The organism is Ruegeria sp. Alg231-54, assembly GCF_900143525.1.
Taxonomy (GTDB): domain Bacteria; phylum Pseudomonadota; class Alphaproteobacteria; order Rhodobacterales; family Rhodobacteraceae; genus Ruegeria.
The window spans coordinates 13,611-40,305 of the sequence record NZ_FREZ01000007.1 but is presented as its reverse complement, the minus strand read 5'-3'; the positions used below and the strand labels follow the sequence as shown (position 1 = coordinate 40,305).

Genomic DNA, 26,695 nt, shown 5'->3' with positions numbered 1-26,695 from the left:
GCTGTTGAAGCTCTGCTATCACAGCAGTCTGCGAAAGCAAGAGGGGCGGATCAGATCGCCCGCAGCATTGCCACTTGTGGGCCGCACCGGACCGGGCGAACAGTCGGGCCATAATTTTGCGGCTGATCCAAAAGCTCGGGGAACAAGGCGAACAGCTCGTCTGCGGCTTCGCGGTCAAGACTCGACAAGCCCTGCGCCCCGGGAAAGAAGCTTTCCGAGATCAGGCCAGAGGTCGACACCAGTTGATGCCGGTCAAAGAACAGGTGGACATAGTGGACAAGGTCGCAAGGCGCGGATGTGATGGTCGTGTCATTGACCATTGATTTGGCCGCGACAAGAACCTCATCTTCTCCGAACAGCAGCTGCGCCTGCCAACCTGCGACCAGCAGACGGTGTTGCGGCGAGACGTAAATGTCTCTTTCCGCCCCCAACGCACCGGAACGGATGCGAACGGGTGCAAACCGACCCCGTCCCGAAACAGTGCGGCCACCGGCCCAACGAATGATGCAAGCACCATCGTCCTGTGTCAGCACCAGGTCACCCGGCCCCAGAGTTTCAACCCTGCGCGGACCATCTGGCGTGTCGACCAACGTGCCAGCCGCGAAACACGGTGCGCCTGAATCGCCGGGCGAGAGCGGCGCATGCACCAGTGTGTCCGGGTTGGGCTGATTGAATTGCAGGGTCGTTGTGGTTTGGTTCGGCCCGACAAGAACCGGCAGATTTTCCGAAGTTTCCCCGGCGGCCAACCCGTTTTGAGCGACGATATCAGTGGTTCCGCCACCGATATCGTAGAAATCAATGACCTCGCCCGTCGACGTATTGGTCAGCGCATAGGCCTCATAGTTGGTAGAGCCGCCGCCATTGGGATCGGTCAGCAGGATCGGAAAGAAATCCGCTGAAATCACAAAGACCTGTTCGTTATTGTCAGGGTCTATCGAGACCTGAACCGAAGGGTGATCCAGCGGAATTTCGATCCCGACCTGACCATTCGCCTGATAGAAGGACACAGTGAAATTGGCCGGATCCTCATCGGATCTCAGCGCAACCTCTAGGAACTCGGACACACCGCTTTGGGCGGCGTAGGCATTGGAATAATGCAGTTCGCTGATACGGGCCATGACGCCATCACGCTCGGGAATATCCCGCCAATCATACTCGAAGGACCCTGCCACATGGCAAGGTCACATCGCGTTAATTGGCAAATACTCTCCTAAAGGCAACAGACCTAAAAGACGGTCAGTAACTGAAATCGGGATAAATCCGGGTCAGATCGCCGTTCCAGTCGCCGTTATAGTGATCCAGCAATTCATCCGCCGGAACCTTGCCTGTTTCGATACTGTCCTTGAGGGCATTCAGGAAATGCGTCTCATCCGGTACCAACCCACCTGCGCCAGGAAAGGCGCGGGATTTCAGGCCGGCTTGGGCGATCGAAACCACCTCACCAGCCAGATCGTGCATGTTGATGTCGCCGACCTGCGCTTGCAGGCCGTCCCGGGCCGCGGCAACCCGCAGATCTTCGCGAGTTTTGGCATCCCAGCCTTTGACAAGATCCCAGGCCGCATCCAACGCACCCTGATCATAGGTCAAACCCACCCAGAATGCGGGCAAGGCACACAGGCGCCGCCATGGGCCACCATCGGCCCCGCGCATCTCCATGAACTTCTTGATCCGCGCCTCGGGGAAGGCTGTGGTCAGGTGATCCGCCCAGTCTGACAAAGTCGGCGTTTCGCCCGGCAATGCAGGCAGTTTGCCTTGCAGAAAGTCACGGAAGGACTGGCCCAGCGCGTCGATATACTTGCCGTCGCGATAGACGAAATACATCGGCACATCCAAGGCGTACTCGACCCAAGCCTCAAACCCGAACCCGTCTTCGAACACAAAGGGCAGCATACCGGTGCGCGCATCATCCAGATGACGCCAGATATAGCTGCGCCAGCTCTTCTGACCGTTTGGCTTACCCTCAAAGAACGGGGAATTGGCAAACAGTGCGGTTGCCACAGGCTGCAACGCCAGCGCGACGCGCAGCTTTTGCACCATGTCAGCCTCGGACCCAAAGTCGATATTGACCTGCACGGTACACGTCCGGCGCATCATCGACCGGCCCATGGTGCCGACCTTTTCCATGTAGTCATTCATCAGCCGGTAACGCCCCTTGGGCATCAGCGGCATTTCCTCATGGGTCCAGATCGGGGCGGCCCCAAGGCCGATGAAGCCGACACCGATCTTGTCCGCGATATCCTTCACATCGCGCAGATGCGCGTTCACCTCGTCACAGGTTTCATGAATGGTCTCAAGCGGCGCGCCTGACAATTCCAACTGCCCACCGGGTTCCAGCGAGACATTGGCGCCGTCCTTTTCCAGCCCGATCAGCTTGCCGGCCTCTTCCACCGGGGCCCAGCCGTGCAGATCGCGCAACCCCTGCAGCACTGCAAGTATAGAGCGCTCGCCCTCAAAGGGCAGAGGTTTCAGCGTGTCTTTGCAATAGCCGAACTTCTCATGTTCGGTTCCGATGCGCCAATCCTGTTTGGGCTTGCAGCCCGATTCCAGATATTCGGCCAGTTGCTCATGGCGTTCGATCGGTCCGCCGCCGGACTGGGGAATGGACATGAACCGTGCTCCGATCCTGATGTGTCTGTCGTTTGGTCAGTCGTGGTCTTAAACCGCGCCAGTGTCAATGCAGCCTCAAATGGGCCGGACGCAGAGGGGTACGTTCCCAAATAACCACAGGATGCGTCGCGCCACCGTTCAGTTCCGACAGCATTTGTTCAGTTTTCAAACCCGGAAGGGCCGAGAACACATCGAACAGCGCTTCGGCACCTTCCGCATTCACAGGAATGTGAAGCGTCGGCTGCCCCTGTTGATCCAAAATCCAATGCGCCGGGGACGATGTCGGGTCCAGCGCAAGGCGCTCGATTTCACGTGTCGCAACGATGCCGCCTGTCAGCGGTCCTAGATAAGTGATCTGACCTTCATCGATGGTCACCAGACCAGGGCCACCTGCACCGGTTCGGAACCGGGCACGTTGAATGCCAATAACGGCCAGCGCCACCGAGACTGCGATCAGAACCCAGCCCAGCCAACCCAGCAATCCACCGGGTCCGCCGATCCAGCTGAGGCCGACCAACAAGACGACCCCTGCCACCAGCACTTCGCGCCAGCGCCACAGGGCCAGTTTGGCTTCGGGTCGGATGAAACTCATGCCGTGTCCTCGGGGTTTTTGAACAGAATCAGGGAATAGTGGCCTGCTGGCCGGAACCCAATTGCTATATAGGCACGCGCGGCGGCATCGCTAGCGGCAAACAGAACAGCGCGGGTTGCGCCGTTGCTGTGCGCCTCGCGTAGATGCAGCGCCACTGCCAGTCGCGCGTATCCATGCCCCCGAAGATCGGGCGGCGTGTACACGCCCCCAATCTGGACAACCTCTGGCAAACGCGAGTTGAACCCGGTCATTCCTACCGGCTGGTTATCCATCAACAAGGCCCGATGAGAATCGCGTTCGATATAGGCAGCGATATCTTTTTGTGCCTGAGGTTGCGCGCGTTCGGGGTCAAAGCCCATTGCTTCGATCAGGTAGTCTTGTCGCCATCCCACTGTTATGGATCGGTCCAGTTCACCCAGCGGCACCAGTTTCGCGCCGGTGGCGTCCGGCATGACAAGATTTCTCAGATCCAGCGAGAACCCCGGCTCGTCGCTGTTTAGGGTTGCGGGCCGATCTTCCCACCCTGCAAGTTGCATGATCCGACGGGTTTGAGTGGCCTCAGCCGCCAGACCGAACAACTTGCGCCCTCGGATCAGGCGAATCGCATGGCTCAGGTCTTCGTCCGAGCATTCTGGGCATTGCGGCAGAACCATACCTTCATTTGTGATTCCAAAAACCGCCCGCGGACCATCACCCAATACCCACAAGTTCACGGCGCGCGGGTCTGAGCCACGCAAGCCGTAGTCCCGCAGGTTCGCCAGAGGGAACATGGACGTTTGGATGTGTTCGAACAGGAACCTGTCGATCTTTGGAACGTCTGCGCCTTGCGCTTCTTGCCAGTTCACACCCAGTCTCCCAGCGCCTGCTGCCACATGGTCAGCGCCGCTACGGCAGCCGTATCGGCGCGCAGGATGCGCGGGCCAAGGCTGACCACATGTGAATAAGGCAACGCGGCCAGCCTCGCGCGTTCACGCTCGGAAAAGCCACCTTCGGGGCCGATGAGAATAGCCCAGGGTTGGTCCGTTTCATTGCCAGCCAACCGCAGGGCCGAGCCTACCTCGGCCTCATCGCAGAACATCAGTTGCCGCCCTCCGGGCCAGCTTTCCAATACGCGATCCAATCGCTGCAGATCAGCCACCTCGGGCACAAATGTTCCACCGCATTGCTCGGTCGCCTCAACGGCGTGCGCCTGCAATCGGTCCTGACGAATGCGTTCCGAATTGGTGAACTCCGTCTGCACCGGCATGATCCGCGCCGCGCCCATTTCGGCTGCCTTTTCAACGATAAAGTCAGTGCGCGCCTTTTTGATCGGCGCGAACAGGAACCACAGATCTGGGGGCAGTTGCAGCTGTTTGGATTGCTCAACGCAGGACAAGACGCCGCCCCGCTTGCCTGCCTCTATTACCTCGGCCAGCCACTCTCCGTCCTGCCCATTGAACAGCGCGACCTGTCCACCAACGGACAGGCGCATGACGCCAAACAGGTAATGGGCCTGCTCGCGCGTCAAAGGAACCGATTGCCCCTGACCCAGAGGGTGCTCTACATACAGTCTGATCTTTGCACTCATGAGACCTTACATATGCAAGGCAATGCCCCAACACCAGACGGTCAGGTTGCCGACGCTGTCAGCGGCAACTGGGTCGATTCATATGCGCCCGCGTTTACCCGCCCCTACCTGCGCCTCAGCCGCGCTGACCGGCCTATCGGCACGTGGTTGCTGTTGATTCCCTGCTGGTGGGGATTGGCACTGGCCATCCTCAGCGACGGCACCCCGCGGTGGGAAGATCTGTGGATCGCCATCGGCTGCGCCTTCGGAGCCTTTCTGATGCGCGGCGCGGGCTGCACATGGAACGACATCACCGACCGCGAATTCGATGGTCAGGTCGAACGCACACGATCCCGCCCAATCCCGTCCGGTCAGGTCAGCGTACGCCAGGCCATGATCTGGATGGGGCTGCAATGCCTGCTGGCACTCATGATTCTGCTGACATTCAACCAAGCTGCGATTGCGATGGGTGTGCTATCGCTGTTGCCTGTAACGATCTACCCATTTGCCAAGCGCTTCACGTGGTGGCCGCAGGTGTTTCTGGGGCTTGCCTTCAACTGGGGCATCCTGCTGGCCTGGGCTGCGCACACGGGAACAGTAAACATACCCGCAATCACGCTATATCTGGCCGGGATCGCGTGGACGCTGTTTTACGACACGATCTATGCCCATCAGGACGCCGAAGATGACGAGCTGATCGGGATCAAGTCCACGGCCCGGCTGTTTGGCACTGATACTGCGCGGTGGTTGAAGTATTTCCTGATGGCCACAGTGGCGCTGATGGGACTGGCAATCATTGACGCTGCGACGACCCAGACGTCAATCATGGCCCTGGTGGTGGCCCTTGGCGGGCCTTGGGCGATGGGGTGGCACATGGCATGGCAATTGCGGGGACTTGATATCGAGGACAACGCCAAACTGCTGCAATTGTTCCGTGCCAACCGTGACACCGGCCTTATTCCGCTGATCTTCCTTTGCGTCGCCTTGTTGCTCTGATTGCACCCGGGCCTAGGCCTCTGTAAGAGTTCTGAACACTCACCCGAGGAGTCGATAGTTCGCACATGCGTCTGCCTTATATCTTCGTCGTTGCCTTTGTCTTCCTTGCGTCCGCCGGGCTGTCTCTGCTGGCGGCAAGCTTTGCTGTAACAAAGGTCGAAGAAGCCTCGGAATTCGCCGTTCGGCGTGCACTGGACCTGAAAGGCCATAACTGGGCTGAGGTCCATTCGGACGGGCTGCGGGTGGTTCTGACCGGCACCGCCACCGATGAGGCCACACGGTTTAATGCTCTGACGGCGGCGGGGACCGAGGTCGACACCTCGCGCGTGATTGATGACATGGAGGTCGCGCCCTCGACGCAGCTGGCCTCTCCACGCTTTTCAGCCGAAATTCTGCGCAATGACAGCGGTATCTCGGTTATTGGTCTGATCCCGGCCAGCGAAGACCGCGATGCGCTGACGAAAAGATTGCGCACGCTGAATGACGGGCCGGTATCAGATTTGCTGGAAACCGCCGACTATCCAAAACCCAAAGGCTGGGACGATGCGATCGCTTTTGCTGTTGAGGCGCTGACCCGACTGCCGCGAGCAAAAATCTCGGCCAGCCCCGGGCTCGTAAAGGTGACGGCAATTGCCGACAGCCAGCAGGAAAAAGAGCGGCTTGAGCAAGAGCTGACGCGCGCAGCGCCGCCCAGCCTGCGCATCGGCTTGTCCATTTCCGCACCGCGCCCGGTCATTACACCCTTCACCCTGCGTTACCTGATCGACGAAAATGGTGGGCAATTCGATGCCTGTTCGGCCCAGGACGAAAAGGCGCGGGACCGGATCGTCGCAGCCGCAAAGGATGCTGGTCTGACCGGGCCTTATTCCTGCACCATCGGTCTGGGTGAACCCTCGCCTCGCTGGCCCGACGCCGCCGTGTTAAGCATTCGGGCGCTGGCGGAAATCGGCCAGGGTACGGTGACCTTGTCAGATGCGGATATCACTCTGGTCGCAGCCGAAGGCACTGGTGCCGCGCTGTTTGACCAGGTGATCGGCGAACTGGAAAACGCACTGCCCGAGGTCTTTGCCCTGCATGCGGTTCTGCCGGAACCCGAAACGGAAGACCAATCCGGCCCGCCCGAATTCTCAGCAACACGAAGCCCCGAGGGTCTGGTACAAATGCGCGGCCGGCTGGGGGATGAAACCCTGCGCGACATGGTCGACAGCTATGCCCGTGCAGCCTTTGGTTACGAACACGTCCATACCGCAACCCGCGTCGCCCCTGACCTTCCCGCTGATTGGCCCATTCGCGTCCTCAGCGGGCTCGAGGCGCTGTCGCAACTGCACAATGGTGCGCTGACCGTGACACCGGACGAAGTGGTTCTGAACGGTGTCAGCCACGATCCCAAAACCCGGGCCTATATTTCGGGGCTGTTGTCGGAAAAACTGGGCGAAGCACAGGATTTCAGCTTGGTGATCACCTATCAAAAGCCACCCGAACCCGCAGACAAGCTGCCAGATCCGGATGTTTGCGAAGAGCGCATTGCCGAGGTTCAGGCGGGTTCGAAAATCGCCTTTGAACCGGGATCTGCCACGGTCGCCGCCGAGTCGCGCGATACGGTCAATCAGATCGCCGACATCCTGCGGGAATGCGGACCTATCCGACTAGAGATTCAGGGCCACACCGACAGCCAGGGGCGCGAAGAGATGAACCAGCAGCTCAGCCAATCACGGGCACAATCCATCTTAAATGAGCTGCGCGCGCGGCGCGTGCCTACAGCCAGCTTTACCGCCATGGGCTATGGTGAAACCCAGCCAATCGCCGACAATGACACCGAAATCGGGCGGGAAGAAAACAGACGCATCGAATTCCGCCTGATCCGGCCCGAATCCACCACCGAATCTCAAACCGCGCTGGAAGCGATGGAAGACGAAGCAGAGACGTCACAAGACGCAGAGCCAGAGGCCGAAGCCGCGGAACCGGATGCGGAAACCGACTCGGGCGCAGGGGACCAGTAAGTTGAACAGAATCGAATTCATTATCGCGACCGCCGTCATATTGTTTGCCGCCTTTTGCATGGGGTGGTTCGCCAACTGGCTGGCCCATCGCCTGTCGCGCGTCCGCCAAAGCGACGTCGCCGATCTGGACCGCATGAGCCAGGAGCTGCACGAGGCAGAAGAAACCCGCGATCAGGCGATCACCTATCTGCAGCAGCGCGAGGCCGAGTTGACCAACCAGCTGACCCAGACCGAGGCAGAGCTGGCTGCTGCCATGGACGGCCTGCGCGCGGCGCGGCAAGAGGCTGAAGAATTGCGTGGACGTATCAACAACGCGGATTGATCCCAGCACCGGACTTAACAGCTGACCCAGGTTGGGGCAGATTGCGCTTTCGGCACAAATCAGCCGATCGGAGGCAATCGCCTTCAATTTTTACAACAAATTCAATATTAGGAATTGGTGCATTTTTACACCTGCACATCACTGTTCACTATCCGGAAAATTGGAGTGTACTATGAATTTCAAATCATCATTAACAACCGCTGCGACTCTAAGCATCTTCTCTGCTACAGCCGCTTGGGCTTCAAGTGACGTGATACCGTCAGAGAACGATACCTTCACCAACTGGGGCGAAGAATCTGGTTGGACTATCTTCGTGGATGACACACGCGAGTCTTGCCTGATCGAACGCATGGACGAAAACCAGAACGTCGTTCAGATGGGCCTGACTAAGGACCACGAGATGGGCTATCTCGGTGTGTTCACGAAGAACGACATTGGCCTGAAGGGTAAGAAGGAAAAGATATTCCTGTCACTTGACGGCAACGTCTACGAAGCTGAGGCGCACAAGAAGACCAAGCATCTCGCCGACGGATATACCGGCGGATACATCCTTGCGAACAACGCCCAGTTTGTGGATGACGTCATGAACAAATACGAAATGACCGTGTTTCCGAAGAAAGAGTTCGCATTCACCGTTAGTCTGGATGGTACTAAAAAAGCCATCGAAGCGGCACGGCAGTGTAACACCGAACAAAGCACCTAACTCGCTATGATAGACCCGGCACCAGATAATCCGGTGCCGGGCACAGAACCTACCAGCGGGTCAGCGCATCTTCATCCTCATCCTTGGCTGCGACCCATTCCGCGCCGGATGTGGTGATTTCCTTTTTCCAAAAGGGAGCGCGGGATTTCAGGTAATCCATCAGGTATTCTGCCGCCTCAAACGCATCCTTGCGGTGCCGCGCTGCGGTGGCCACCATCATGATCCGGTCCCCCGGAGCCAGACGTCCGTAGCGGTGGATCACCAGAACATCGCCCAACGACCAGCGCTGCTGTGCCTCTTCGGCGATTTTGGTTAGCGCCCGTTCGGTCATACCGGGGTAATGCTCGATCTCCATCACATCCAGATCACCGGATGCCAGATCGCGCACCACGCCGGTAAAGGTCACGATGGCGCCGTTGGCATCGTCTCCGGCAGCGAAGGTATTGGCTTCGGCCCCAAGATCAAATTCTTCTTCCTGAACCGCGATGCGCATGGATTTAGCCGCCGGTCATCGGCGGGAAAAAAGCCACTTCGCGCACGCCAGAAAGCGATGCGTCAAAATCGGACAGTTCCTGATCCAGTGCCACACGCAGTGCGGACAGGTCCGCAAATGCGGCAGCATACCGGTCTTCACGCGCGCTCAACTCGGCGACCAGATCGGCTACGGTTGCGGCCTCGGTCTCGATCCGTTCTTTCGGCAAGCCGATCCGTTCACGCACCCAGGCAAAATACAGAACGTCCATCCCTTAGCTCTCCTTCAGGTGGGGCATGGCTTTACGTAGGTAGTCATAACCGGTGATCAATGTCAGCGCCGCAGCGATCCACAACAGCCACAACCCGATCCGGCCAGACCAGAACATCGCCTCAAGGTGCCAGCGCATATGATTCAGGTCTTCCAATTGACCCGTCAGAACCTGATCCATCGTTGCGGCATCCATGCCGAATGTAGCCATCACAAAATAGTGCTCGAAGATCCCCTGCGAAAACAGAATCGCAATCGCCACCATCTGCGCAGTCGTTTTCCATTTCGCCAGCTTCGTGACTTTCAGCGTTCCGGCTGTATCGCCGAGATATTCACGCAGGCCCGAGACAAACACCTCGCGGAACAGAATGACCGTCGCTGGCAGCACCAACCAGGGCGTCCAGTGTTCAGCGGAGTAACCTACAAGGATCATCAGCGCCATCACCACCATCGCCTTGTCCGCAATCGGGTCCAGCATGGCGCCGATCTTGGTTTCCTGTTTCCACGCTCGCGCCAAATATCCGTCAAACCAGTCGGTAATGGCCGCCGTCAGAAACAGGATCAGCGCAAACCAGTCTGCATAGGGTCTGGTGAAATACAGAAACATTACGGCCAGACCGGGCGCGGCCAGTAGGCGCAGGACAGTCAGGATATTCGGTAGGTTCCACTTCATGAAGCAGACCCTACATCGCTGACCGGGGACAGGAAAGACGGGGCGGAAAAAAACTGTACCGATCACAGAGACTTGGTCAAAGCGCCGCAGTCCGGCGCGGCACCGGTTATTGGCCTTGGCCCCGGGTCGGATTGTCGTCAGAGTGCAGCCGACCAAGCCCAATGGCAAAGACGACCCGATGACCCCGAATATTGAGACCGACGCACGCGCCAACCTGATCGGTAGCGCATGGATGATCGGCGCAATGGCATGTTTTGCGCTGGAAGACGCGCTGCTGAAAGCGGCGGCGGTTGCATTGCCCGTCTGGCAAATTCTTCTCCTGTTCGGATTGGGTGGCGCGGTCATCTTTGCCTGTGTCGCCATCGCACGGGGCACGCGGCTGCTGCAACCGGATGTGCTGTCGCCTGCAATGAAGATCCGCGCGGTGTTCGAAATTCTTGGGCGGCTGTTCTACGTTCTGGCCATCACATTGACCCCCTTGTCATCGGCAACCGTTATCCTGCAAGCCACCCCGCTTGTGGTCGTCGCCTGTGCCGCGCTTCTATTCGGAGAGACCGTTGGTTGGCGGCGGTGGAGCGCCATTCTCGTTGGCCTGATCGGCGTTGTGATCATCATCCAACCAACTGGGGACAGTTTCACCATCCTGTCCCTGCTGGCCGTGCTGGGGATGTTGGGATTTGCTGGTCGCGATCTGGCCAGTCGGGTCGCACCCGCCAGCCTTGGAACCGAAGTTTTAGGGTTCTACGGCTTTGTCAGCGTGATTGTCGCCGGGTTTGCCTACAGCTTTTGGGAACAGGCCCCTATCGCGCCTGTGCCGTTGCTCACAAGCCTCCATATCGCCGGAGCTGTGGGCCTTGGCGCAATCGCATACGCTTCCTTAATGAAAGCCATGCGGACGGGAGAGGTGTCCGCCGTCACGCCTTTCCGCTATTCCCGCCTGCTGTTCGGTGTTGCCTTGGGCGTGATCTTTTTCGGCGAGGATCTGGACCAGACAATGTGGATCGGTAGCGGTCTGATCGTGGCCTCCGGCCTCTACATCCTATGGCGCGGGCGAAAGGCCTAGCCCTTGTCGTGGAAGAAGTCATAGACCTTCTGCGCCAACCCGGCTGAGATCCCCTCGACCGCTTTCAAATCCGCCAGATTGGCCCGGCTAACGGCCTTGGCACTGCCGAAATGCGCCAGCAATGCCCGTTTGCGCGCAGCACCAACTCCGGGGATTTCGTCCAACGGCGTCGCGCCGACTGCTTTGGCCCGTTTGGCACGGTGAGTGCCGATTGCAAACCGGTGCGCCTCGTCCCGCAGACGTTGAATAAAATACAGCACCGGGTCATTGCGTTTTAAGGCAAAGGGGCGCTGGCCGGTACGATGGAACTCTTCCTTGCCGTGATCGCGATCAACGCCCTTTGCAACACCGACCATAGGAATATCTTCGACCCCATGTTCAACCATGATCTCGCGCACAGCACTCACCTGCCCCGCGCCGCCGTCAATTAGCAACAGGTCGGGCCACAATCCCTTGTCACGATCCGGATCCTCTTTTTGCAAGCGGGTAAAGCGGCGGGTCAGAACCTCTTTCATCATGCCAAAGTCGTCACCGGGGGTCAGGTCATCACCCCGAATGTTGAACTTTCGATAGGCGTTTTTCATGTACCCTTCTGGGCCTGCCACGATCATCCCACCAACAGCGTTGGTCCCCTGGATATGAGAGTTATCGTAAACCTCGATCCGGTTCGGCGGGCTGTCCAGATCAAACGCCTCGGCCACGCCGCGCAGCAGCTTGGCCTGCGTGGCACTTTCCGACATCCGCCGGGCCAGAGATTCCCGCGCGTTGCGCGAGGCCCCTGCAATCAGTTCCTGTTTCTCACCGCGCTGAGGCACTAGGATTTCGACCTTGCGCCCCGCCTTCTCGCTCAGCGCCTCGTGCATTAGATCGGCGTTTTCAACGGCATCCGACAGGATCAGCTGCCGGGGCGGTTCCTTATTGTCGTAGAACTGGCCAAGAAACGCCTCCATCACCTCAGCTGCGGACACATCCGCACCGACACGAGGATAGAAATCCTTGTTCCCCCAGTTCTGATTGGCGCGGATAAAGAACACCTGAACACATGCCTGCCCGCTGTCCATATAGAGGCCAATCACATCCGCCTCAGCCACGCCGCGCGGATTGATACCCTGGGACGTCTGCACCTGCGTCAGTGCCCGGATGCGATCTCGTAGCCCGGCGGCGCGTTCGAACTCCATCGCCTCGGACGCGGCCATCATCTGTTCGGCCAGTTCCTCTTGCACTTTGGTCGACCGCCCCGACAGGAACCGCTCGGCATCTTTGACGCTTTCGCCGTATTCGTCTTCCGAGATCAGACCAACGCATGGCCCTGAGCACCGCTTGATCTGATAAAGCAGACAGGGCCGCGTGCGGCCATCAAACATGGAATCCGAGCAATTGCGCAACAGAAACGCCTTTTGCAGCTGGTTCAACGTTCGATTGACCGCGCCAGCACTGGCGAAGGGGCCAAAATAAGTCCCCTTCTCTTTCTTCGCGCCACGGTGCTTTTTGATCTGCGGATAGGCATGGTCCTTGGCGACCAGAATATTGGGAAAGCTTTTGTCGTCGCGCAGCAGCACGTTGTACTTGGGCTTGAGCTGCTTGATCAGGTTCTGCTCAAGCAGCAACGCCTCGGTCTCTGTCCGCGTGGTCAGGAACATCATCGAGGCTGTCGCCGCGATCATCCGCTCAATCCGCCCCGAATGTCCCGGCCGCGCATAGTTCGACACCCGCGCTTTGAGGTTGCGCGCCTTGCCGACGTACAGCACCCGGCTGTCCGCATCCAACATCCGATACACACCGGGTGAACTGTCCAGCGTCTTCACATACCGCAAAATGCAGGCATAGCCGGTCAGTTGAATTTCAGGGGTCGAGTCGCTGTCTGTTGTCATTTGCCTGAGATATGATTCTCTGACCATGGCTGCAATCTTGTGGCCCCCAGATCAAGAGAAAACAAATCCACGGTTTCTGTGGATAAGTGTGAAGATAAGTTTCTGAGCGTGGCGAATTTCCCTTTATTCATTAAGGAATCCTTGATTTGCACAAAAAATAAGCAAATATCTAACTTGTTGTTTTTATTATAAATAAATTCATTCACAAGGCAAGTGTATGAAAAAAAAGACATTTTTGTAACGCGAAGGTAACAGAACCGAGAGCGGTGCAAAACTTGCAGCAGTTTTATCTATTCAAGGCCCAGAACATCCGGTGTTTTCCACCCCAGATGCTGACCCCCGTCGACGCACAATAGTTGGCCTGTGACCGCATGCGCATCCAGGAAATAGCCCAAAGCCGCGGTGATATCGGAAGGGTTTGACCCGCGCTCCAGCACCGTGTTCGCGCGCTGCGCATTGAAGTGTTCTTGGCTTTGCCGATGACCTTGCATCGTTGGGCCAGGCCCGATCGCATTGACTCGGATCGCTGGCGAGAGCGCCTGCGCCGAGGTCCGCGTCAACGCCCACAGACCCATCTTGGCAATCGTATAGGTCATGAACTCTGGCGTGAGCTTGCGAACCCGCATATCGACCATGTTGACGATCAGACCGGTAGCAACAGGCTCACCCGCCTCGTCCGTGCCCGGCTGCAACCCCTGCGCAGCCATGGCCTGCGTCAGTACGAAAGGCGCGCGCAGGTTGCTGTCGAGGTGCCGGCCCCAACTTTGCCGCGTGGCGGATTGAAGGTTGTCGTATTCAAAGATCGACGCGTTGTTCACCAGACAGGTGATCGGTCCGCCTAACGCCTCTGCCGCGCGGGGCAGTAAGGTAAGAACCTGCGCCTCATCCAGCAGATCGGTGTGCAAGGCGACCGCCTTACGCCCATGCGCCTGCACCTCGGCTACGGTCTCGGCAGCAGGTTGTTCAGATGTCGCATAGTGCACGGCGACGTCATATCCCCGCTTTGCCAAATACAGGGCCATTGCCCGACCAAGACGAATACCTGCACCGGTCACCAACGCTCGGGCCATGGATTTCTCCCTATCTTCAGGTCACGCCAGCAAGGAGACGATGTAGACCGCATACAGCAGCGTCAACACCAGACCCCAGCCGCGCGTGATATCTTGCTTCAAGAACACGAACGGGATCAACAGAAGCGATGCGCCCAGCATGACCCACAGATCGAAACGCAGGAATTCCGGGTCCACCGGGATACGTCCAAACAACGTGGCGATACCGACGATGGCCAAAAGGTTGAACATGTTCGACCCGATCACGTTGCCCAAGGCGACATCCGCCTGTCTGCGCAAGGCCGCCATGACGGTCGTGGCCAGTTCCGGCAGGGATGTCCCCACCGCGATCAGAGTCAGACCAATAATCGTTTCGCTGACGCCATATGTGCGGGCAATGATCGTGGCGTTGTCGACCAGTAGATGCGCACCCATCGGCAGGCCAATCAGGCCCAGGACCAGATAGATCGATAGTTTCCAATAGGGCATGTCCGGATCGGCCTCTTCCAGACCTTCCAACTCATCCTCTTCCGCACAGGCTTCGCCGCAGGCTTTGCGATGCGCGCGCGCATCGCGGAACGCGTTAAGCAGGACCAATCCCAAAGCAGCCAGCAAGATCGCACCACTGGCCATGTTGAACACGCCGCAAAATGCCAGGCCGATGAACAGCACCGTGGCCAACAGCATGAAAACATAGTTTCTTCTGGTGTTGCATTCGCTGGTGTGCAGCGTGGCAAGCAAGGCTGGCAGACCCAGAACCAGCAAGATGTTTGCTGTATTCGACCCGACCACGTTACCCAACGCAATCCCCGGCGCGTTTTCCTTGATCGCGCTGATCGCGATCAACAGCTCAGGGGCCGAGGTGCCAAAGGCCACAATGGTCAGGCTGACGATCAGGGCCGGAACACCCAGGCGCAGGCTCAGGTTCACTGCACCGCGGACCAAAGCATCACCTGCCAGCAGCAAGATAAGCAAGCCGAGGCCGGATAACAGCCACGCCGTCATGTACGGCCTCCTTTTTCGCAGGAGCAAGGCCCCTTACCTATACTGAACCGTCCACAGCGCGGGCATCTTGCAGATTGCAACTTCTTCTGCCCCGGAAAGCGCAGTTTGCCGAACATCGCCAAGACACCCATGGCAATCAGGAAAAGGGTGACAATCTTGACAATCACGTCACAAACCAAAGCGCGCGTAAGCCGCCCGCTCCTCAATTCCGGCTATGGCGTCTTGCGCAAGTGTGGCACCGAACCGCGACCAGAACGGTTTGCGCAGGCCATAGCGGCGGAACTTCACCTTGTCGCCGAACCGCTCCTGCATTTTCGGCCTCAGGTGTGCGACGCCGTCAATCAGGCCCAGTTCCTGCGCGCGTCTGGCAAGCCAGACCTCGCCCGTGAACAGATCCGCACTTTGATCCAGCTTGTCACCGCGGCGGGCTTTGACATGGTCGATGAAGTTCGCGTGGATATCACCCAAAAGGCCTTGCAGCCGCGCGACATCTTCTTCTTTTTCCGGCGAAAACGGGTCGAGCATTGATTTTGATTTGCCCGCCGTATGTACGCGCCGCTCGATGCCTTGCCGTGCCAGAAGGACATGCGCGCCAAATCCAGCTGAAATCACGCCGATCGACCCCAGGACCGAGCTGTCATCCGCCCAGATTTCGTCGGCGGCAGCGGCCAGCCAGTAGCCGCCAGACGCTGCAACGTCTTCTACGAAGGCGATAACGGGGATCTCAAGCTCTTCCGACAGCCGCCGGATTCGCGACCCGATCAGAGAGCTTTGCACCGGCGATCCACCGGGCGAATTGATCTCAAGCGCTACGGCCGCAGGTTTACCTTTGCGAAACGCCTTTTCCAGAACGGGGGCCAGCGCGGTGTCGTTCAACGATCCGCGCCCCGCCATTCCGATGGCGCCGGACAGGCGAACCACGGCCACGAGGGGCTGCTTTTTGACAAATGGCAGGCTGAGCTTCATGGGTGCCGATGTAGAGTGCAGCCGGGCCCTAAACAAGGGACCGTTCGGGCCTTAGACGTGACGTGAACCAAATTCACACACATGGCGGGCAAAAATGCAACGCCCTAGCTGCGAATGCGCCAACCGGTTTTGAAGATCCAGCCGATCACAGCCAGACAAGTCCCCGTGAAGACCAGAATCGCCAACAGGCTGAATCCGATAGGGACATCGGCCAACCCGTAAAACGACCAGCGGAACCCGGAAATCAGATATACAACCGGGTTGAACAGGGTGATCGTCTGCCACACCGGCGGCAGCATCGAGATCGAGTAGAACGTGCCGCCCAGAAATATCAGTGGCGTGACAACCAGTTGGGGCACCAAAGATATCTGTTCAAAGTTGCTGGCCCATATCCCGACGATAAAGCCCAACAGCGAAAAACTGAGGCAGGACAGGATCAGAAAGGCCGCCATCGCAAAGGGATGTTCGATGCGTATGTCCACGAAGAATGTGGCTGTCACCAGGATTACCAGCCCGACAAACAACGACTTGGTGGCAGCAGCCCCAACGTAACCTATTACGATTTCAATGAAATTCACCGGTGCCGACAACAGTTCGTAGATCGTACCAAGGAATTTAGGGAAGTAGATCCCGAATGACGCGTTTGAGATTGCCAGCATCACAACGGACAACATGATAAGCCCCGGCACGATAAACGCGCCGTAGGAAACCCCTTCGACTTCCTGGATACGGCTGCCGATGGCAGTACCGAAGACCACAAAATACAACGAGGTCGACAGGACCGGCGACAGAAAGCTCTGCGCCAGAGTGCGGAAGAACCGGGCCATTTCGAACCGGTAGATTGCAGCGATGGCAGACCAGTTCATGCGGGTTCTCCGGATACCAGGTTCACGAAAATCTCTTCCAGGCTCGACTGCCGGGTCTGCACGTCGCGCAGAACAAGCCCCGCCTGCGCCACATCGTTCAGCAAAGTGGTGATCCCAGTGCGGTCCGCTTGGGTGTCATAGGTATAGACCAGCGCATCGCCATTGCCGTTCAACGTCAGGTTATGCACAGCCAGACTGTCGGGAATGGCCTGGATAGGATCGGCCAGCATAACCTCGATCTGTTTCTTGCCCATCTGGGCCATCAGGGTGTTCTTGTCCTGCACCAGCCGCAGCTCACCCTTGTCGATCACACCTACCCTGTCGGCAATGGCCTCGGCCTCTTCGATGTAGTGCGTCGTCAGGATGATGGTGACCCCGGCCTTTTTCAGCTCGGCCACGATCTCCCACATGTCCTTGCGCAGTTCGACATCTACGCCGGCGGTCGGCTCATCCAGGAATAGCACGCGCGGCTCATGTGCCAGGGCCTTGGCAATCAGCACGCGGCGCTTCATGCCACCGGACAGTTCCTTGATCGCGTTTTTACGCTTGTCCCACAAAGACAGCTTGCGCAGGATCTCTTCGATCCGAGCATTGTCGCTGCCATATCCGAACAGGCCGCGAGAAAACCGGACCGTGTTCCAAACTTTCTCAAACGGCTCAAGCGCGATTTCCTGCGGCACCAGCCCGATCATCCGGCGCGCGGCACGAAATTCGGTCTGGATGTCATGCCCACCTACGGTAACGGTGCCCGAAGTCGGAGTGGTTATGCCACACACGGTGGAAATCAGCGTTGTCTTGCCAGCCCCATTTGGGCCCAGCAACGCCAGAATTTCGCCCTGCTCGATATCCAAGGACACCCCTTTGAGCGCCTCGAATCCGTCGGCATAGGACTTACGCAAATCCCTAATGGACAGAATAGTTGTCATGCACATTCCCTGTTCTGGCGGGGACACTACCCCGATGGCCCGCCACAGAACAGGTCAATTCCGCACATTGTTCTGCGCTTTTTTGTGGGCGCGCGGCTGGGTCAGGTCCGACTATGCTGCTGCAATTCGGCCACCCGTTTTTGTACAAGTTCGACATGCAACCGCGCATCGTACAGTCCTTGCCGATAGGCCGCGGGCAGCCGCAACGTTGCGAGGCGTTCATCTAGGGCGTTCAGATGCGCCTGCATCTCGCGCAGCTCGTTGACACCGGGATTGTTGGCCAGTTCCTCCTCAATCTCCCGGATTTCGGGGTAGTGCTGCCAAACCCGCCACCGCATCGCGTAGGCATAGGCCATAGGCACAAGCCGGATCAGAGGCACGACGATGAAAAAGAACGGCAACAACAGCAAAAGAACCCGGTTAATCTGTGCTGCGATCCAATAGGGCAGCCAATTATGCCATGTCGAAGGACCATCAACAATTAGCTGCCGGGCCGTATTGTTGATCGTCATCCCTGCACCTTCGAGGTTGGGGAATGCCCCCGGATCGGCGATAATTCCGCGGGCACTGTGCAATTCAATCGCCGCCATCGTCAGACGGTTGATCAGCGCAGGGTGCAAATCCGGTCGCACGACCAGACGGGCTTCGATCGCTATCAACTCTACCGGTTGCGGCGGAAGAACTGGGTCCAACGACATTCCTCCCGCCGGAACTGTCACCACCGTCGCGTATTCCAACCGCCGCGAGATCGCCTGAACATGATCCAGCGCCAGCACGCGAAGCCCCGGCTCTGCATATGCGGCCTTCAGATAGGGAGCTTCGATGGGCGCAACATAGACGGCGATATCCAAATCCCCGTCCAACAAAGCGGCCGCGGCTTTTGCATAGGGGATTGAGAAATGTATATTATCCCCCTCATTCAAGCCGACCGCCTTTTCGAAATCCCGAAACGCCGCAGCCGTACCTGAGCCTGGTGCGCCGCTGTTGATCCTCAAACCGGTCCACAAGGCGGGGTTTTTGGGGATTGTTGCGCCTTCGTTGACCAAAAAGATGATGGGTTCAAAAAACGCTGCCCCGACGGCCTCAGCATTTTTTGGATCAACCCGGATACCGCCTTGTAGAAACGCAGCGTCGACATCGCCCGCACTAAGCAGTTCAGCATTTTCGACCGAACCAGCGGTATCCAGTATTTCCAGTTGAATATCATCGCGCGCCAGAATTTCGGCATAGTCCCGCGCAACCGTTTCATACGCACCGCCTTCTGGACCCGCCGCCAACATCATACTGCCAGGGGGATGCAGGCGCGAAAACACGCCTACCAACACCGCCAGCGCAACGGCGCTACCAAAAAGGAACCACAACCGCATCCGAGCCTCGCTCTCCATCCCGTTTGGAACGCTAAGGATCGCGTGACCATCTGGCAAGTCAGCAGAATCCGGGCTTGCAATCCCCGGGTATCCCCGAAAACCTGCGCAGAAAGGAGAGGGCTCATGCTCAGCGGAATACGGATCATTGAAATTGAAGGTTTGGGGCCAGGTCCATTCGCCGCCATGCTGCTGGCCGATCTGGGGGCGGACGTCATCACGATCCACCGCAAAGGCCAGCCTGCCGTACCGGGCATGCCCGAGCAATCCGTCCTGGATCGCGGCAAACGCTCGATTGACTTGAATCTGAAGGATGCCGCCGATCTGGACATCGCAAGACGCCTGATCGCCTCGGCCGACGCGCTGATCGAAGGGTTTCGCCCCGGCGTGATGGAAAAATTGGGGCTGGGTCCCGACACGTTCAACGCGTCAAACCCAAAGTTGGTCTATGGCCGCATGACCGGATGGGGTCAGGACAGCCCGCTCTCTGCGACTGCCGGGCATGATCTGAACTACATCTCTCTGTCCGGGGCATTGTGGTACGCATCAGCAGCGGGCCAGCCCCCGCAGACCCCTGCGACCCTGGTCGGGGATATTGGCGGCGGTGCTATGTATCTAGTTGCTGGAATTCTAGCCGGGCTTCTCAACGCGCAGCGGACCGGACAGGGCACCGTGGTTGATGCCGCCATCTATGACGGCTCAGCCCACATGATGAACCTGTTGATGAGCATGCGCCAATCCGGAAATCTGTCTGAGACGCGTGGTCACAGCCTGCTGGACGGCCCTCATTGGAGCCGCACGTACGCGTGTCTGGACGGAGGGTTCATGACCGTCCAGTGTCTTGAACCCAAATTCTACGCCGAATTCCTGCAAAAACTGGGACTCACCGACGATCCCGAATTCAAAAACCAATATGTTCCTGCACTTTGGCCCAAACTCACGCAACGGCTCACCGACTTATTCGCCAGCAAACCCCGCGCCCAATGGGCCGATATATTCCAAGGTTCCGACGCCTGCGTCGCGCCCGTACTCGACCCGGTCGAGGCGCAAGCCCACCCCATGAACGCCGCGCGGCATACCTGGATCGACCATGACGGCGCATTGCAGGCTGCGGCTGCACCCCGCTTTTCGACCGAGACATGGCAGCCCAAAACCAGCCCTCGCCGAGGCGAACACAGGCAGGATATTCTGGATCAGCTGTCCGCCAACACGCCTCCTGACCCTTCACCTCGCTAAAAATCTCCCTGGGTGAGTTGGCCTAAATCCAAGAGGGGCTGGCCCCTCTACGCGTCCCGCCACGACCGCACCGTGTCGATCATCAGTTGAACGTTTTCAGGATCGGCATCTGGCGTGATCCCGTGGCCCAGATTAAAGATATGCGGTCCTTTCGAGAACGCCTCGACAATCTGACGCGTCTCATCCACCAGCGCCTGTCCACCTGTCACCATGTGTGACGAGGCCAGATTGCCCTGAACGCAGCCATCCACCTGCACATGCTCGACCGCCCAATCCGGCGACACAGAATTGTCCAGCGCAACGCAATCCACGCCGGTGGTCTTGGCAAAACCTATGTAACCATCACCTGCCTCGCGCGGGAAGCCGATCACCGGGATGCCCGGATGGCGCTGCTTGATGGCCTGCGTGATCACACGGCAAGGCTCGATCGCATATTTCTGAAAGGCATCGCCCTTCAGCGACCCGGCCCAGCTGTCGAAAATCTTCACCACCTCAGCCCCGGCCTCGATTTGGGCCGAGAGATATTCGATGGTGGCCAGCGTGATCCGCTCCAGTAGCGCTTCGAACAGGGCGGTGTTTTCCTCGCGCAGCGCATGAGCCGGTCCCTGATCCGGCGTGCCGCGACCGGCGATCATGTAGGTCGCAACCGTCCATGGCGCGCCTGCGAACCCGATAAGGGTGGTCTCGGATGGCAATTCTCGCGAAAGGATTCGGACAGTTTCGTACACCGGCGACAGGGTTTCATGGATATCCGATACCGGTTTCAGCGCATCGAAATCGGATTGCTGAGTGATCGTCGACAACCGCGGCCCCTCACCTGTGACAAACCACAGATCCGCACCCAGAGCTTGCGGCACCAACAGAATGTCAGCAAACAGAATAGCCGCGTCAAAGCCATAGCGGCGGATCGGCTGTAACGTCACCTCGGCCGCCAACTCGGGGTTATAACACAAAGACAAAAAGTCCCCGGCCTGCGCCCGGGTTGCGCGGTACTCCGGCAAATAACGCCCCGCCTGCCGCATCATCCAGATCGGTGGCACGTCCTGTACTTCGCCAGCCAGCGCCCGCAGCAGTTTCTTTGTCTCGGCCATCTTTGTCCCCACTCGTCTGGTTTGCGGCAAACGGGTCTGCCTTCGGCGTCAATTTGTCAAGGTCTGCCCCCATTGTCAGGGCAATGTGACGCGACTAAAGCTGTGCATATGACACTGACCCTGCCAACCCCCGCATCACCGCTCAAAATCGGCACTCGTGGCTCACCGCTGGCGCTGGCGCAAGCTTATGAAACCCGTGAGCGACTGGGCAAAGCCTTTGGTCTGCCCGAAGACGCGTTTGAGATTGTGGTGATCAAGACCACCGGTGACAACCGCGCCATGATTGATGCGGACCGCCCGCTGAAAGAGATTGGCAACAAGGGCCTGTTCACCAAGGAAATCGAAGAGGCGATGCTGCGCGGAGATATCGACATCGCGGTGCATTCAACCAAGGACATGCCGGTTGAACAGCCAAAAGGTCTGGTCCTGGACACGTTCCTACCGCGCGAAGATGTGCGCGACGCCTTTATCTCACCCAGCCTGAGCTCGATCCGTGACCTCGCGCAGGGTGCAGTTGTGGGCACCTCATCGCTGCGGCGGCGGGCACAATTATTGAACCGTCGCCCGGACCTGAACGTGGTCGAGTTTCGGGGCAATGTTCAAACGCGCCTCAAGAAGCTGGCAGATGGTGTGGCCGATTGCACGTTTCTGGCCATGGCCGGCATCCGGCGTCTGAATATGGAGGAGGTTCCCGCAACCGCCATCGCCGTCGAAGATATGCTGCCCGCCATCGCCCAAGGCACGATCGGCATCGAACGCCGTGGCGATGATTCCCGTGCGGCCGAAATGCTCGAGGCCATCCACCATGCTGAGACCGCGCAGCGATTGGCAGCAGAACGCGCATTACTGGCCGCTTTGGACGGCTCTTGCGAAACGCCGATCGCGGGTTTGGCAGAAATAAAAGGTGATCAACTACGCCTGCGCGGTGAGGTTTTGCGCCCCGATGGATCCGAATCCATATCCGAGGACACCTCAGGGTCGATCGCAGATGGCCCGGAAATAGGTCGCGCCATGGCAGAATCATTGCTGAAACAGTCAGGCCCAGGCTTTTTTGATTGGAAGAAATAAAAAAGTTTATGAAAAGTGAACTACTTCACTGAGACAGCGCCGTCGATGGTGCATAAAGTATTCATACCGGTTGTGAAGTCGGGTAGGTCTCGAAATAGTCGAAAGTTTTTTTAGTCCGTTCTCTTTTAAGTGGTATTCGAGGGGGCGAGACCAGACCCTGAAATCCAACCAGTTAGGGCCGCTGTCAGAAATGACAGCGGCCCGCTTAATTTTATGGCCTTGTTGACCCTCAGGCTGCTCTGATCGCCTGAACCGCTTTCTCAACGGCCATCCGCGTCTGATCCAGATCTGCTTGGGTCACAGCCAGAGACGGATAGAGTTTGCCGGGGGCTTTGAAAATCCCATGTGCGCGCAGCGAATCGTTGTAGATAGCGTTACGTCGGGGGTCGTCATGTTTGGCGCTGCGGTAGTCAAGACAGTCCGTATCGGTGAAATAGATGTCGAACAGCGTTTCGTCCCCGCATATCTGATGCGGGATGCCAGCCCCGGTCAGCGCATCCATCTGCATCTGCTGAAGCTCGGCGCCGATTTCACGCAGATGGTCATACATGCCGTCGCGCCGCAAAACCTCCATTGTCTTCAAACCGGCAGCCGAAGCGACGGGGTTACCCGACAGTGTGCCCAACTGCATCAGCCAGCCTTCCTCGCCAACTTTCGCTTTGTCGAAATGCTGCATAATCTCGGCGCTTGCGCCCAGCGCGGCCAAAGGGAAGCCGCCGCCGATGATTTTGCCCAAGGTGCAGATATCGGGCGTCACGCCATATTTCTCTTGCGCGCCGCCATAGGCCAAACGGAATCCGGTGACGATTTCATCGAAAATCAACAGGACATTGTATTTGTCGCAGAGATCGCGCAATCCCTGAAGGTATCCGGGTGCCGGAGGGACAATTCGTTGCAACGGCTCAACCATGATCGCGGCAACGTCATCATGCTCGGCCAGCAGGTTGGCAACGGCTTCCAGATCATTGAAGGGCGCGATCAGCATCTGCTCGGCCACGCTGTCCGGAATGCCCGCGCTGTCCGGGACCGCCTGGGGGAAGTTGACGTGGCGGCTGGGGGCCAGGCTCATCTGTGCCTCGGCGCTCATCCCGTGATAGCCGCCTTCGAATTTCAGAATCTTGCTACGGCCAGTATAGGCACGGGCCAGACGAATGGCGTACATATCAGCCTCTCCCCCCGCGGCCACAAAGCGGACCTGCTCGCAACACGGCACCGCGTCAACGATGGCCTCGGCAAGTTCGATGCCCCGGGCGTTGTTGGCAAAGAAAGTCATGCCCTTGGGCAGCTGTTCCAGCACGGCTTCCATGACCTCGGGGTGACCATGGCCCAGCAGCATCGGGCCCGAACCGATCAGGTAGTCCACATATTCGTTGCCATCCTCATCCCAGACATGGCTGCCCTCACCGCGCGCGATGATGATACCGGGATCGAAATTACCAAACCCACCGGCGGGCAGCACCTCATTCGCGCGGGCGATCCATTCGGATTGGGTGTTGATTTTCAGCATCTCAAACGATCTCCAAAATTGGCGGACCAAGAACCTCTGGGTCTGGCACAACACCTAACCCCGGTCCTTCGGGTGGCGCAATCCGGCCGTTTTCACGGTTTGGTGCGTCGGGGCAAAGGCGCGGTGACACATAGGATGACAGGTCACATGTGTTCATCAGTGACCCGTGCGGGCTCGAGGCCGCAAAATGCAGCGATGCAGCGGTGACAATATCCGAGCCCCTGGTGCATTCGGCACAAGTCTCAGCCCCGAAATGCACGGTCAGATCACGCGCCCGGCGCATGGCCGACAAACCGCCAAACTTAGACAGTTTCAAAGCGACGGCATCCATGCAGCCCAGCTCATGTGCACACCGCAGCGACGCCAGATCATGGGCGTTCTCGTCTATCTTCATAGGTAAGCCAGTGGCCTGTCGAACCGCCGCACAGTCCTCAAGTGTTTTGCAGGGCTGTTCCAGCATCACATCCTGGCGGGCCACCGCCCTGCCCGTTCGCGTAGCGTGCAGGCGTGACGCACCGCAGTTCCAGTCGCCATAAACCAGAGGCCCCGGTCCCACGGCCTCACGCACTTTGGTCAAACGCTCGGCGTCGGCCTGCCAGTCGCCTTCGACCCCCAGCTTGACCTGAAACTGGCGAATGCCGGTCTGGTAAGCCGTCTTGGCGATCCGCGCCATGTCATCCGGCGCGACGCAGGTGATCGAGTGGTACAGCGGCATGTCCTTTCGTGTCCGCCCGCCCAGCAGCGCATAGACCGGCTGGCCCGTTGCCTGCCCGAACAAATCCCAAAGCGCGATGTCGACGAGGGACTTGGCATAGAGATGCCCCTGCAGGAACCCGTCCAGCTTTCGCATCGGCGCATCTACCCCGAAGGGGGACATGCCCAGAATCTCGCGGCCCATCTCTGTCACTGCGCCCGGCACGCCGCCTGCAAAGGCTGGCAGGTAATGCGGGATCGGGCAGACCTCGCCCCAACCCCTCAAGCCTGTATCTGTCTCAAGGTACAGGATATGAGAGGTCACGTTCGCGCAGGTCTTACCCTCAGCCATGTGATAGATCTCACGACTCGTCAGATCGACGGCCCAGAGCGTTATCCTGATGACCCTCAATGATAAACCCCGACGGGATCGCCCAACGCATCTTCGTCAGGGTGCACACCAAGTCCCGGCGCCTCTGGTAAATGCAGATGGCCATCGATGTTTCGTGGGCCTCGCCCGCCAGCGACATCGACGGTGATCATGTCCTGACAAGCCCAAACGGCATGACAGTTGTCGTCCGGGATGGTGGCCGCCAGATGCAGCGCCTCGGTATCGGCCAGAACCGAACCGCCGGTGGCCATCACGAACATGTCGATTCCATGCGCCAACGCGATGTCCCGCATCCGTGCCGCCTTGGTCAGGCCACCGACACGGTTCAGCTTTATTCCGAACACCTCAGCCAGCCCTTCGCGGGCTATGCGGGCGGCGTCTTGCAGTGTCACAAGGCTTTCATCCACTGACACGGGTGTGGCGTGACGGCCCGCGATCACGGCGATATCGTCCAGCGACTCGCAGGGCTGTTCAAACATCACGTTCAGGTCCTCACAGGCGCTCATCACCCGCAGGGCCTGCTGCCGGGTCCAGCCACGGTTGACGTCATAAAGGACGATCTCGCCGGGGCGTCGGATGCTTTCCACGTCACGGACGCGGGCAATGTCGCGTTCTACATCCCCACCGATTTTGACCGAATGCGCAACGTAGCCGCGGCGGCGATAGCGTTCCATCACTTCGCGCGTTTCTTCGACGGTCTTCGCACCGACCGATGAGGCAATCGGGCGCGGCGTGCGAGACCCGCCGCCCATCAGATCGGCAATTGGCAGACCGGCGGCCTGACCCGCAATATCCCAGCAAGCCATATCAATGGGGCTTTTGGCATAGAGGTGGCCGGGCAGTGCGATATCCATCGCTCGTTCGACATTCAGCACCCGACGCGGATCAAGTCCCAAAACGAATGGCGCCATCGTCTGAATTCCGGCGCGAATACCCGGACCGTGAGCCGGAACATATGTGTGGCCCCACGGGGTACCCTCGCCCCAACCGGTCAGACCTGAATCGGTTTCGATCTTTACAATCGTTGCGTCGAGCGTTTCAAACTTCAACCGCCCGCCAGACAGCCAATACGGATGCTCAAGCGGTAGGTCGACATGGTAGACTGAAAGACGAGTGATTTTCATTTCAGTTCCACTTCAACAAAGGTCATCGGCGCGTCCCCGGCATTGATCACGTTGTGTTCGACACCCTCGTCGCGGCGATAAGTTACTCCCGCAGCAACCGTCACTTCATTGGCCGAACCATCGGGCAGTTCCAGCCGCATATGGCAATCGGTTACGGCGGTGATGACGTAGTCCATTGCGTGGCGATGCCATCCCGTTTCGGCCCCCGGTGCAAAGTCAAATCGCGTCACACGCACGCGGGCGTCGTCAATCAACTGAGTGGCTTCGGCTTGCGGTCTCATAGACGGATCTCCT

General features: G+C 58.6%; 26 protein-coding genes and 1 pseudogene. 7 read left to right on the top strand and 20 right to left on the bottom strand.

Annotation, left to right across the window (positions count from 1 at the left end; all coding sequences use genetic code 11):
* Nucleotides 1-50 precede the first annotated feature (50 nt).
* The 5 genes from DHN12_RS13540 to DHN12_RS13520 all read right to left on the bottom strand — a co-directional run bounded on the left by DHN12_RS13540 (nt 51) and on the right by DHN12_RS13520 (nt 4,766).
* Nucleotides 51-1,172, bottom strand: coding sequence for a Hint domain-containing protein (locus DHN12_RS13540; RefSeq protein WP_234416642.1), 1,122 nt, complete (start codon nt 1,170-1,172; stop codon nt 51-53).
* Nucleotides 1,173-1,236: 64 nt separating this feature from the next.
* Complete coding sequence (locus DHN12_RS13535; RefSeq protein ID WP_108860686.1) at nt 1,237-2,607, bottom strand: glutamate--cysteine ligase; 1,371 nt, start codon at nt 2,605-2,607, stop codon at nt 1,237-1,239.
* Nucleotides 2,608-2,671: 64 nt separating this feature from the next.
* Nucleotides 2,672-3,199, bottom strand: a complete 528-nt coding sequence (locus DHN12_RS13530; RefSeq protein WP_058273616.1) for a hypothetical protein — start codon at nt 3,197-3,199, stop codon at nt 2,672-2,674.
* Nucleotides 3,196-4,044, bottom strand: coding sequence for a GNAT family N-acetyltransferase (locus DHN12_RS13525; protein ID WP_234416641.1), 849 nt, complete (start codon nt 4,042-4,044; stop codon nt 3,196-3,198). Before DHN12_RS13525 ends, DHN12_RS13530 begins: the two co-directional genes overlap by 4 nt.
* On the bottom strand, nt 4,041-4,766 hold the full coding sequence (locus tag DHN12_RS13520; RefSeq protein ID WP_108860685.1) for a 16S rRNA (uracil(1498)-N(3))-methyltransferase: 726 nt from the start codon (nt 4,764-4,766) through the stop codon (nt 4,041-4,043). The genes DHN12_RS13525 and DHN12_RS13520 overlap by 4 nt, the downstream gene beginning before the upstream one ends.
* A gap of 12 nt (nt 4,767-4,778) precedes the next feature.
* Here DHN12_RS13520 and ubiA point away from each other — a divergent pair, with 12 nt between their 5' ends.
* The 4 genes from ubiA (at nt 4,779) to DHN12_RS13500 (ending at nt 8,766) form a co-directional block, all read left to right on the top strand.
* On the top strand, nt 4,779-5,741 hold the full coding sequence (ubiA, locus tag DHN12_RS13515; RefSeq protein ID WP_108860684.1) for a 4-hydroxybenzoate octaprenyltransferase: 963 nt from the start codon (nt 4,779-4,781) through the stop codon (nt 5,739-5,741).
* A 65-nt stretch (nt 5,742-5,806) separates the two neighbouring features.
* On the top strand, nt 5,807-7,741 hold the full coding sequence (locus tag DHN12_RS13510) for an OmpA family protein (protein ID WP_108860683.1): 1,935 nt from the start codon (nt 5,807-5,809) through the stop codon (nt 7,739-7,741).
* A gap of 1 nt (nt 7,742) precedes the next feature.
* Nucleotides 7,743-8,063, top strand: a complete 321-nt coding sequence (locus DHN12_RS13505; protein ID WP_058273621.1) for a hypothetical protein — start codon at nt 7,743-7,745, stop codon at nt 8,061-8,063.
* A gap of 172 nt (nt 8,064-8,235) precedes the next feature.
* On the top strand, nt 8,236-8,766 hold the full coding sequence (locus DHN12_RS13500) for a hypothetical protein (RefSeq protein WP_108860682.1): 531 nt from the start codon (nt 8,236-8,238) through the stop codon (nt 8,764-8,766).
* A 49-nt stretch (nt 8,767-8,815) separates the two neighbouring features.
* Here DHN12_RS13500 and DHN12_RS13495 read toward each other — a convergent pair whose 3' ends face one another.
* The 3 genes from DHN12_RS13495 to pgsA are packed head-to-tail and all read right to left on the bottom strand — an operon-like array spanning nt 8,816 to nt 10,181.
* Nucleotides 8,816-9,259 (bottom strand): molybdenum cofactor biosynthesis protein MoaE, encoded by a 444-nt coding sequence (locus tag DHN12_RS13495; protein WP_108860681.1) that lies wholly within the window; start codon nt 9,257-9,259, stop codon nt 8,816-8,818.
* A 4-nt stretch (nt 9,260-9,263) separates the two neighbouring features.
* On the bottom strand, nt 9,264-9,509 hold the full coding sequence (moaD, locus tag DHN12_RS13490) for a molybdopterin converting factor subunit 1 (protein ID WP_108860680.1): 246 nt from the start codon (nt 9,507-9,509) through the stop codon (nt 9,264-9,266).
* 3 nt (nt 9,510-9,512) lie between these two features.
* Entirely contained in the window at nt 9,513-10,181 is a 669-nt protein-coding gene (gene pgsA, locus DHN12_RS13485; protein WP_108860679.1) for a CDP-diacylglycerol--glycerol-3-phosphate 3-phosphatidyltransferase, read from the bottom strand.
* A 178-nt stretch (nt 10,182-10,359) separates the two neighbouring features.
* Here pgsA and DHN12_RS13480 point away from each other — a divergent pair, with 178 nt between their 5' ends.
* The gene (locus DHN12_RS13480) at nt 10,360-11,244 is read left to right on the top strand and encodes a DMT family transporter (protein WP_108860852.1); all 885 of its coding nucleotides are present in this window, start codon (nt 10,360-10,362) and stop codon (nt 11,242-11,244) included.
* On the opposite strand, the gene uvrC is transcribed toward DHN12_RS13480, so the two are convergent.
* From uvrC to DHN12_RS13445, 7 genes and pseudogenes are all read right to left on the bottom strand, one after another.
* A complete protein-coding gene (uvrC, locus tag DHN12_RS13475; protein ID WP_108860678.1) occupies nt 11,241-13,115 on the bottom strand; it encodes an excinuclease ABC subunit UvrC in 1,875 nt (624 codons plus the stop codon). The genes DHN12_RS13480 and uvrC overlap by 4 nt on opposite strands.
* A gap of 290 nt (nt 13,116-13,405) precedes the next feature.
* A pseudogene (locus DHN12_RS13470) lies at nt 13,406-14,188 on the bottom strand (SDR family oxidoreductase); the annotation flags it as partial.
* An 18-nt stretch (nt 14,189-14,206) separates the two neighbouring features.
* Nucleotides 14,207-15,169 carry a calcium/sodium antiporter gene (locus tag DHN12_RS13465; protein ID WP_108860676.1) on the bottom strand — a complete coding sequence of 321 codons (963 nt, stop codon included), beginning with the start codon at nt 15,167-15,169 and terminating at the stop codon, nt 14,207-14,209.
* A 168-nt stretch (nt 15,170-15,337) separates the two neighbouring features.
* On the bottom strand, nt 15,338-16,135 hold the full coding sequence (locus tag DHN12_RS13460) for a S49 family peptidase (RefSeq protein WP_108860675.1): 798 nt from the start codon (nt 16,133-16,135) through the stop codon (nt 15,338-15,340).
* Between the two features lie 104 nt (nt 16,136-16,239).
* Nucleotides 16,240-17,001 carry an ABC transporter permease gene (locus DHN12_RS13455; protein WP_058273631.1) on the bottom strand — a complete coding sequence of 254 codons (762 nt, stop codon included), beginning with the start codon at nt 16,999-17,001 and terminating at the stop codon, nt 16,240-16,242.
* Entirely contained in the window at nt 16,998-17,927 is a 930-nt protein-coding gene (locus DHN12_RS13450) for an ABC transporter ATP-binding protein (protein WP_108860851.1), read from the bottom strand. The genes DHN12_RS13455 and DHN12_RS13450 overlap by 4 nt, the downstream gene beginning before the upstream one ends.
* Before the next feature lie 101 nt (nt 17,928-18,028).
* Nucleotides 18,029-19,351, bottom strand: a complete 1,323-nt coding sequence (locus tag DHN12_RS13445; protein WP_234416640.1) for a TAXI family TRAP transporter solute-binding subunit — start codon at nt 19,349-19,351, stop codon at nt 18,029-18,031.
* 66 nt (nt 19,352-19,417) lie between these two features.
* Here DHN12_RS13445 and DHN12_RS13440 point away from each other — a divergent pair, with 66 nt between their 5' ends.
* A complete protein-coding gene (locus tag DHN12_RS13440) occupies nt 19,418-20,527 on the top strand; it encodes a CaiB/BaiF CoA-transferase family protein (RefSeq protein WP_108860673.1) in 1,110 nt (369 codons plus the stop codon).
* 47 nt (nt 20,528-20,574) lie between these two features.
* Here DHN12_RS13440 and hemE read toward each other — a convergent pair whose 3' ends face one another.
* Nucleotides 20,575-21,618, bottom strand: a complete 1,044-nt coding sequence (gene hemE, locus DHN12_RS13435; protein WP_108860672.1) for a uroporphyrinogen decarboxylase — start codon at nt 21,616-21,618, stop codon at nt 20,575-20,577.
* Between the two features lie 108 nt (nt 21,619-21,726).
* On the opposite strand from hemE, the gene hemC reads away from it, so the two are divergent.
* Complete coding sequence (hemC, locus tag DHN12_RS13430; protein WP_108860671.1) at nt 21,727-22,686, top strand: hydroxymethylbilane synthase; 960 nt, start codon at nt 21,727-21,729, stop codon at nt 22,684-22,686.
* 229 nt (nt 22,687-22,915) lie between these two features.
* On the opposite strand, the gene DHN12_RS13425 is transcribed toward hemC, so the two are convergent.
* From DHN12_RS13425 to DHN12_RS13410, 4 genes are read right to left on the bottom strand one after another with little or no spacing between them, the layout of a single operon-like run.
* On the bottom strand, nt 22,916-24,193 hold the full coding sequence (locus DHN12_RS13425) for an aspartate aminotransferase family protein (RefSeq protein ID WP_108860670.1): 1,278 nt from the start codon (nt 24,191-24,193) through the stop codon (nt 22,916-22,918).
* A 1-nt stretch (nt 24,194) separates the two neighbouring features.
* Nucleotides 24,195-25,238 (bottom strand): mandelate racemase/muconate lactonizing enzyme family protein, encoded by a 1,044-nt coding sequence (locus tag DHN12_RS13420; RefSeq protein WP_373455758.1) that lies wholly within the window; start codon nt 25,236-25,238, stop codon nt 24,195-24,197.
* 56 nt (nt 25,239-25,294) lie between these two features.
* On the bottom strand, nt 25,295-26,401 hold the full coding sequence (locus tag DHN12_RS13415) for a mandelate racemase/muconate lactonizing enzyme family protein (RefSeq protein ID WP_108860668.1): 1,107 nt from the start codon (nt 26,399-26,401) through the stop codon (nt 25,295-25,297).
* Nucleotides 26,398-26,682 carry a cupin domain-containing protein gene (locus tag DHN12_RS13410; protein WP_108860667.1) on the bottom strand — a complete coding sequence of 95 codons (285 nt, stop codon included), beginning with the start codon at nt 26,680-26,682 and terminating at the stop codon, nt 26,398-26,400. The genes DHN12_RS13415 and DHN12_RS13410 overlap by 4 nt, the downstream gene beginning before the upstream one ends.
* Between the last annotated feature and the right edge of the window lie 13 nt (nt 26,683-26,695).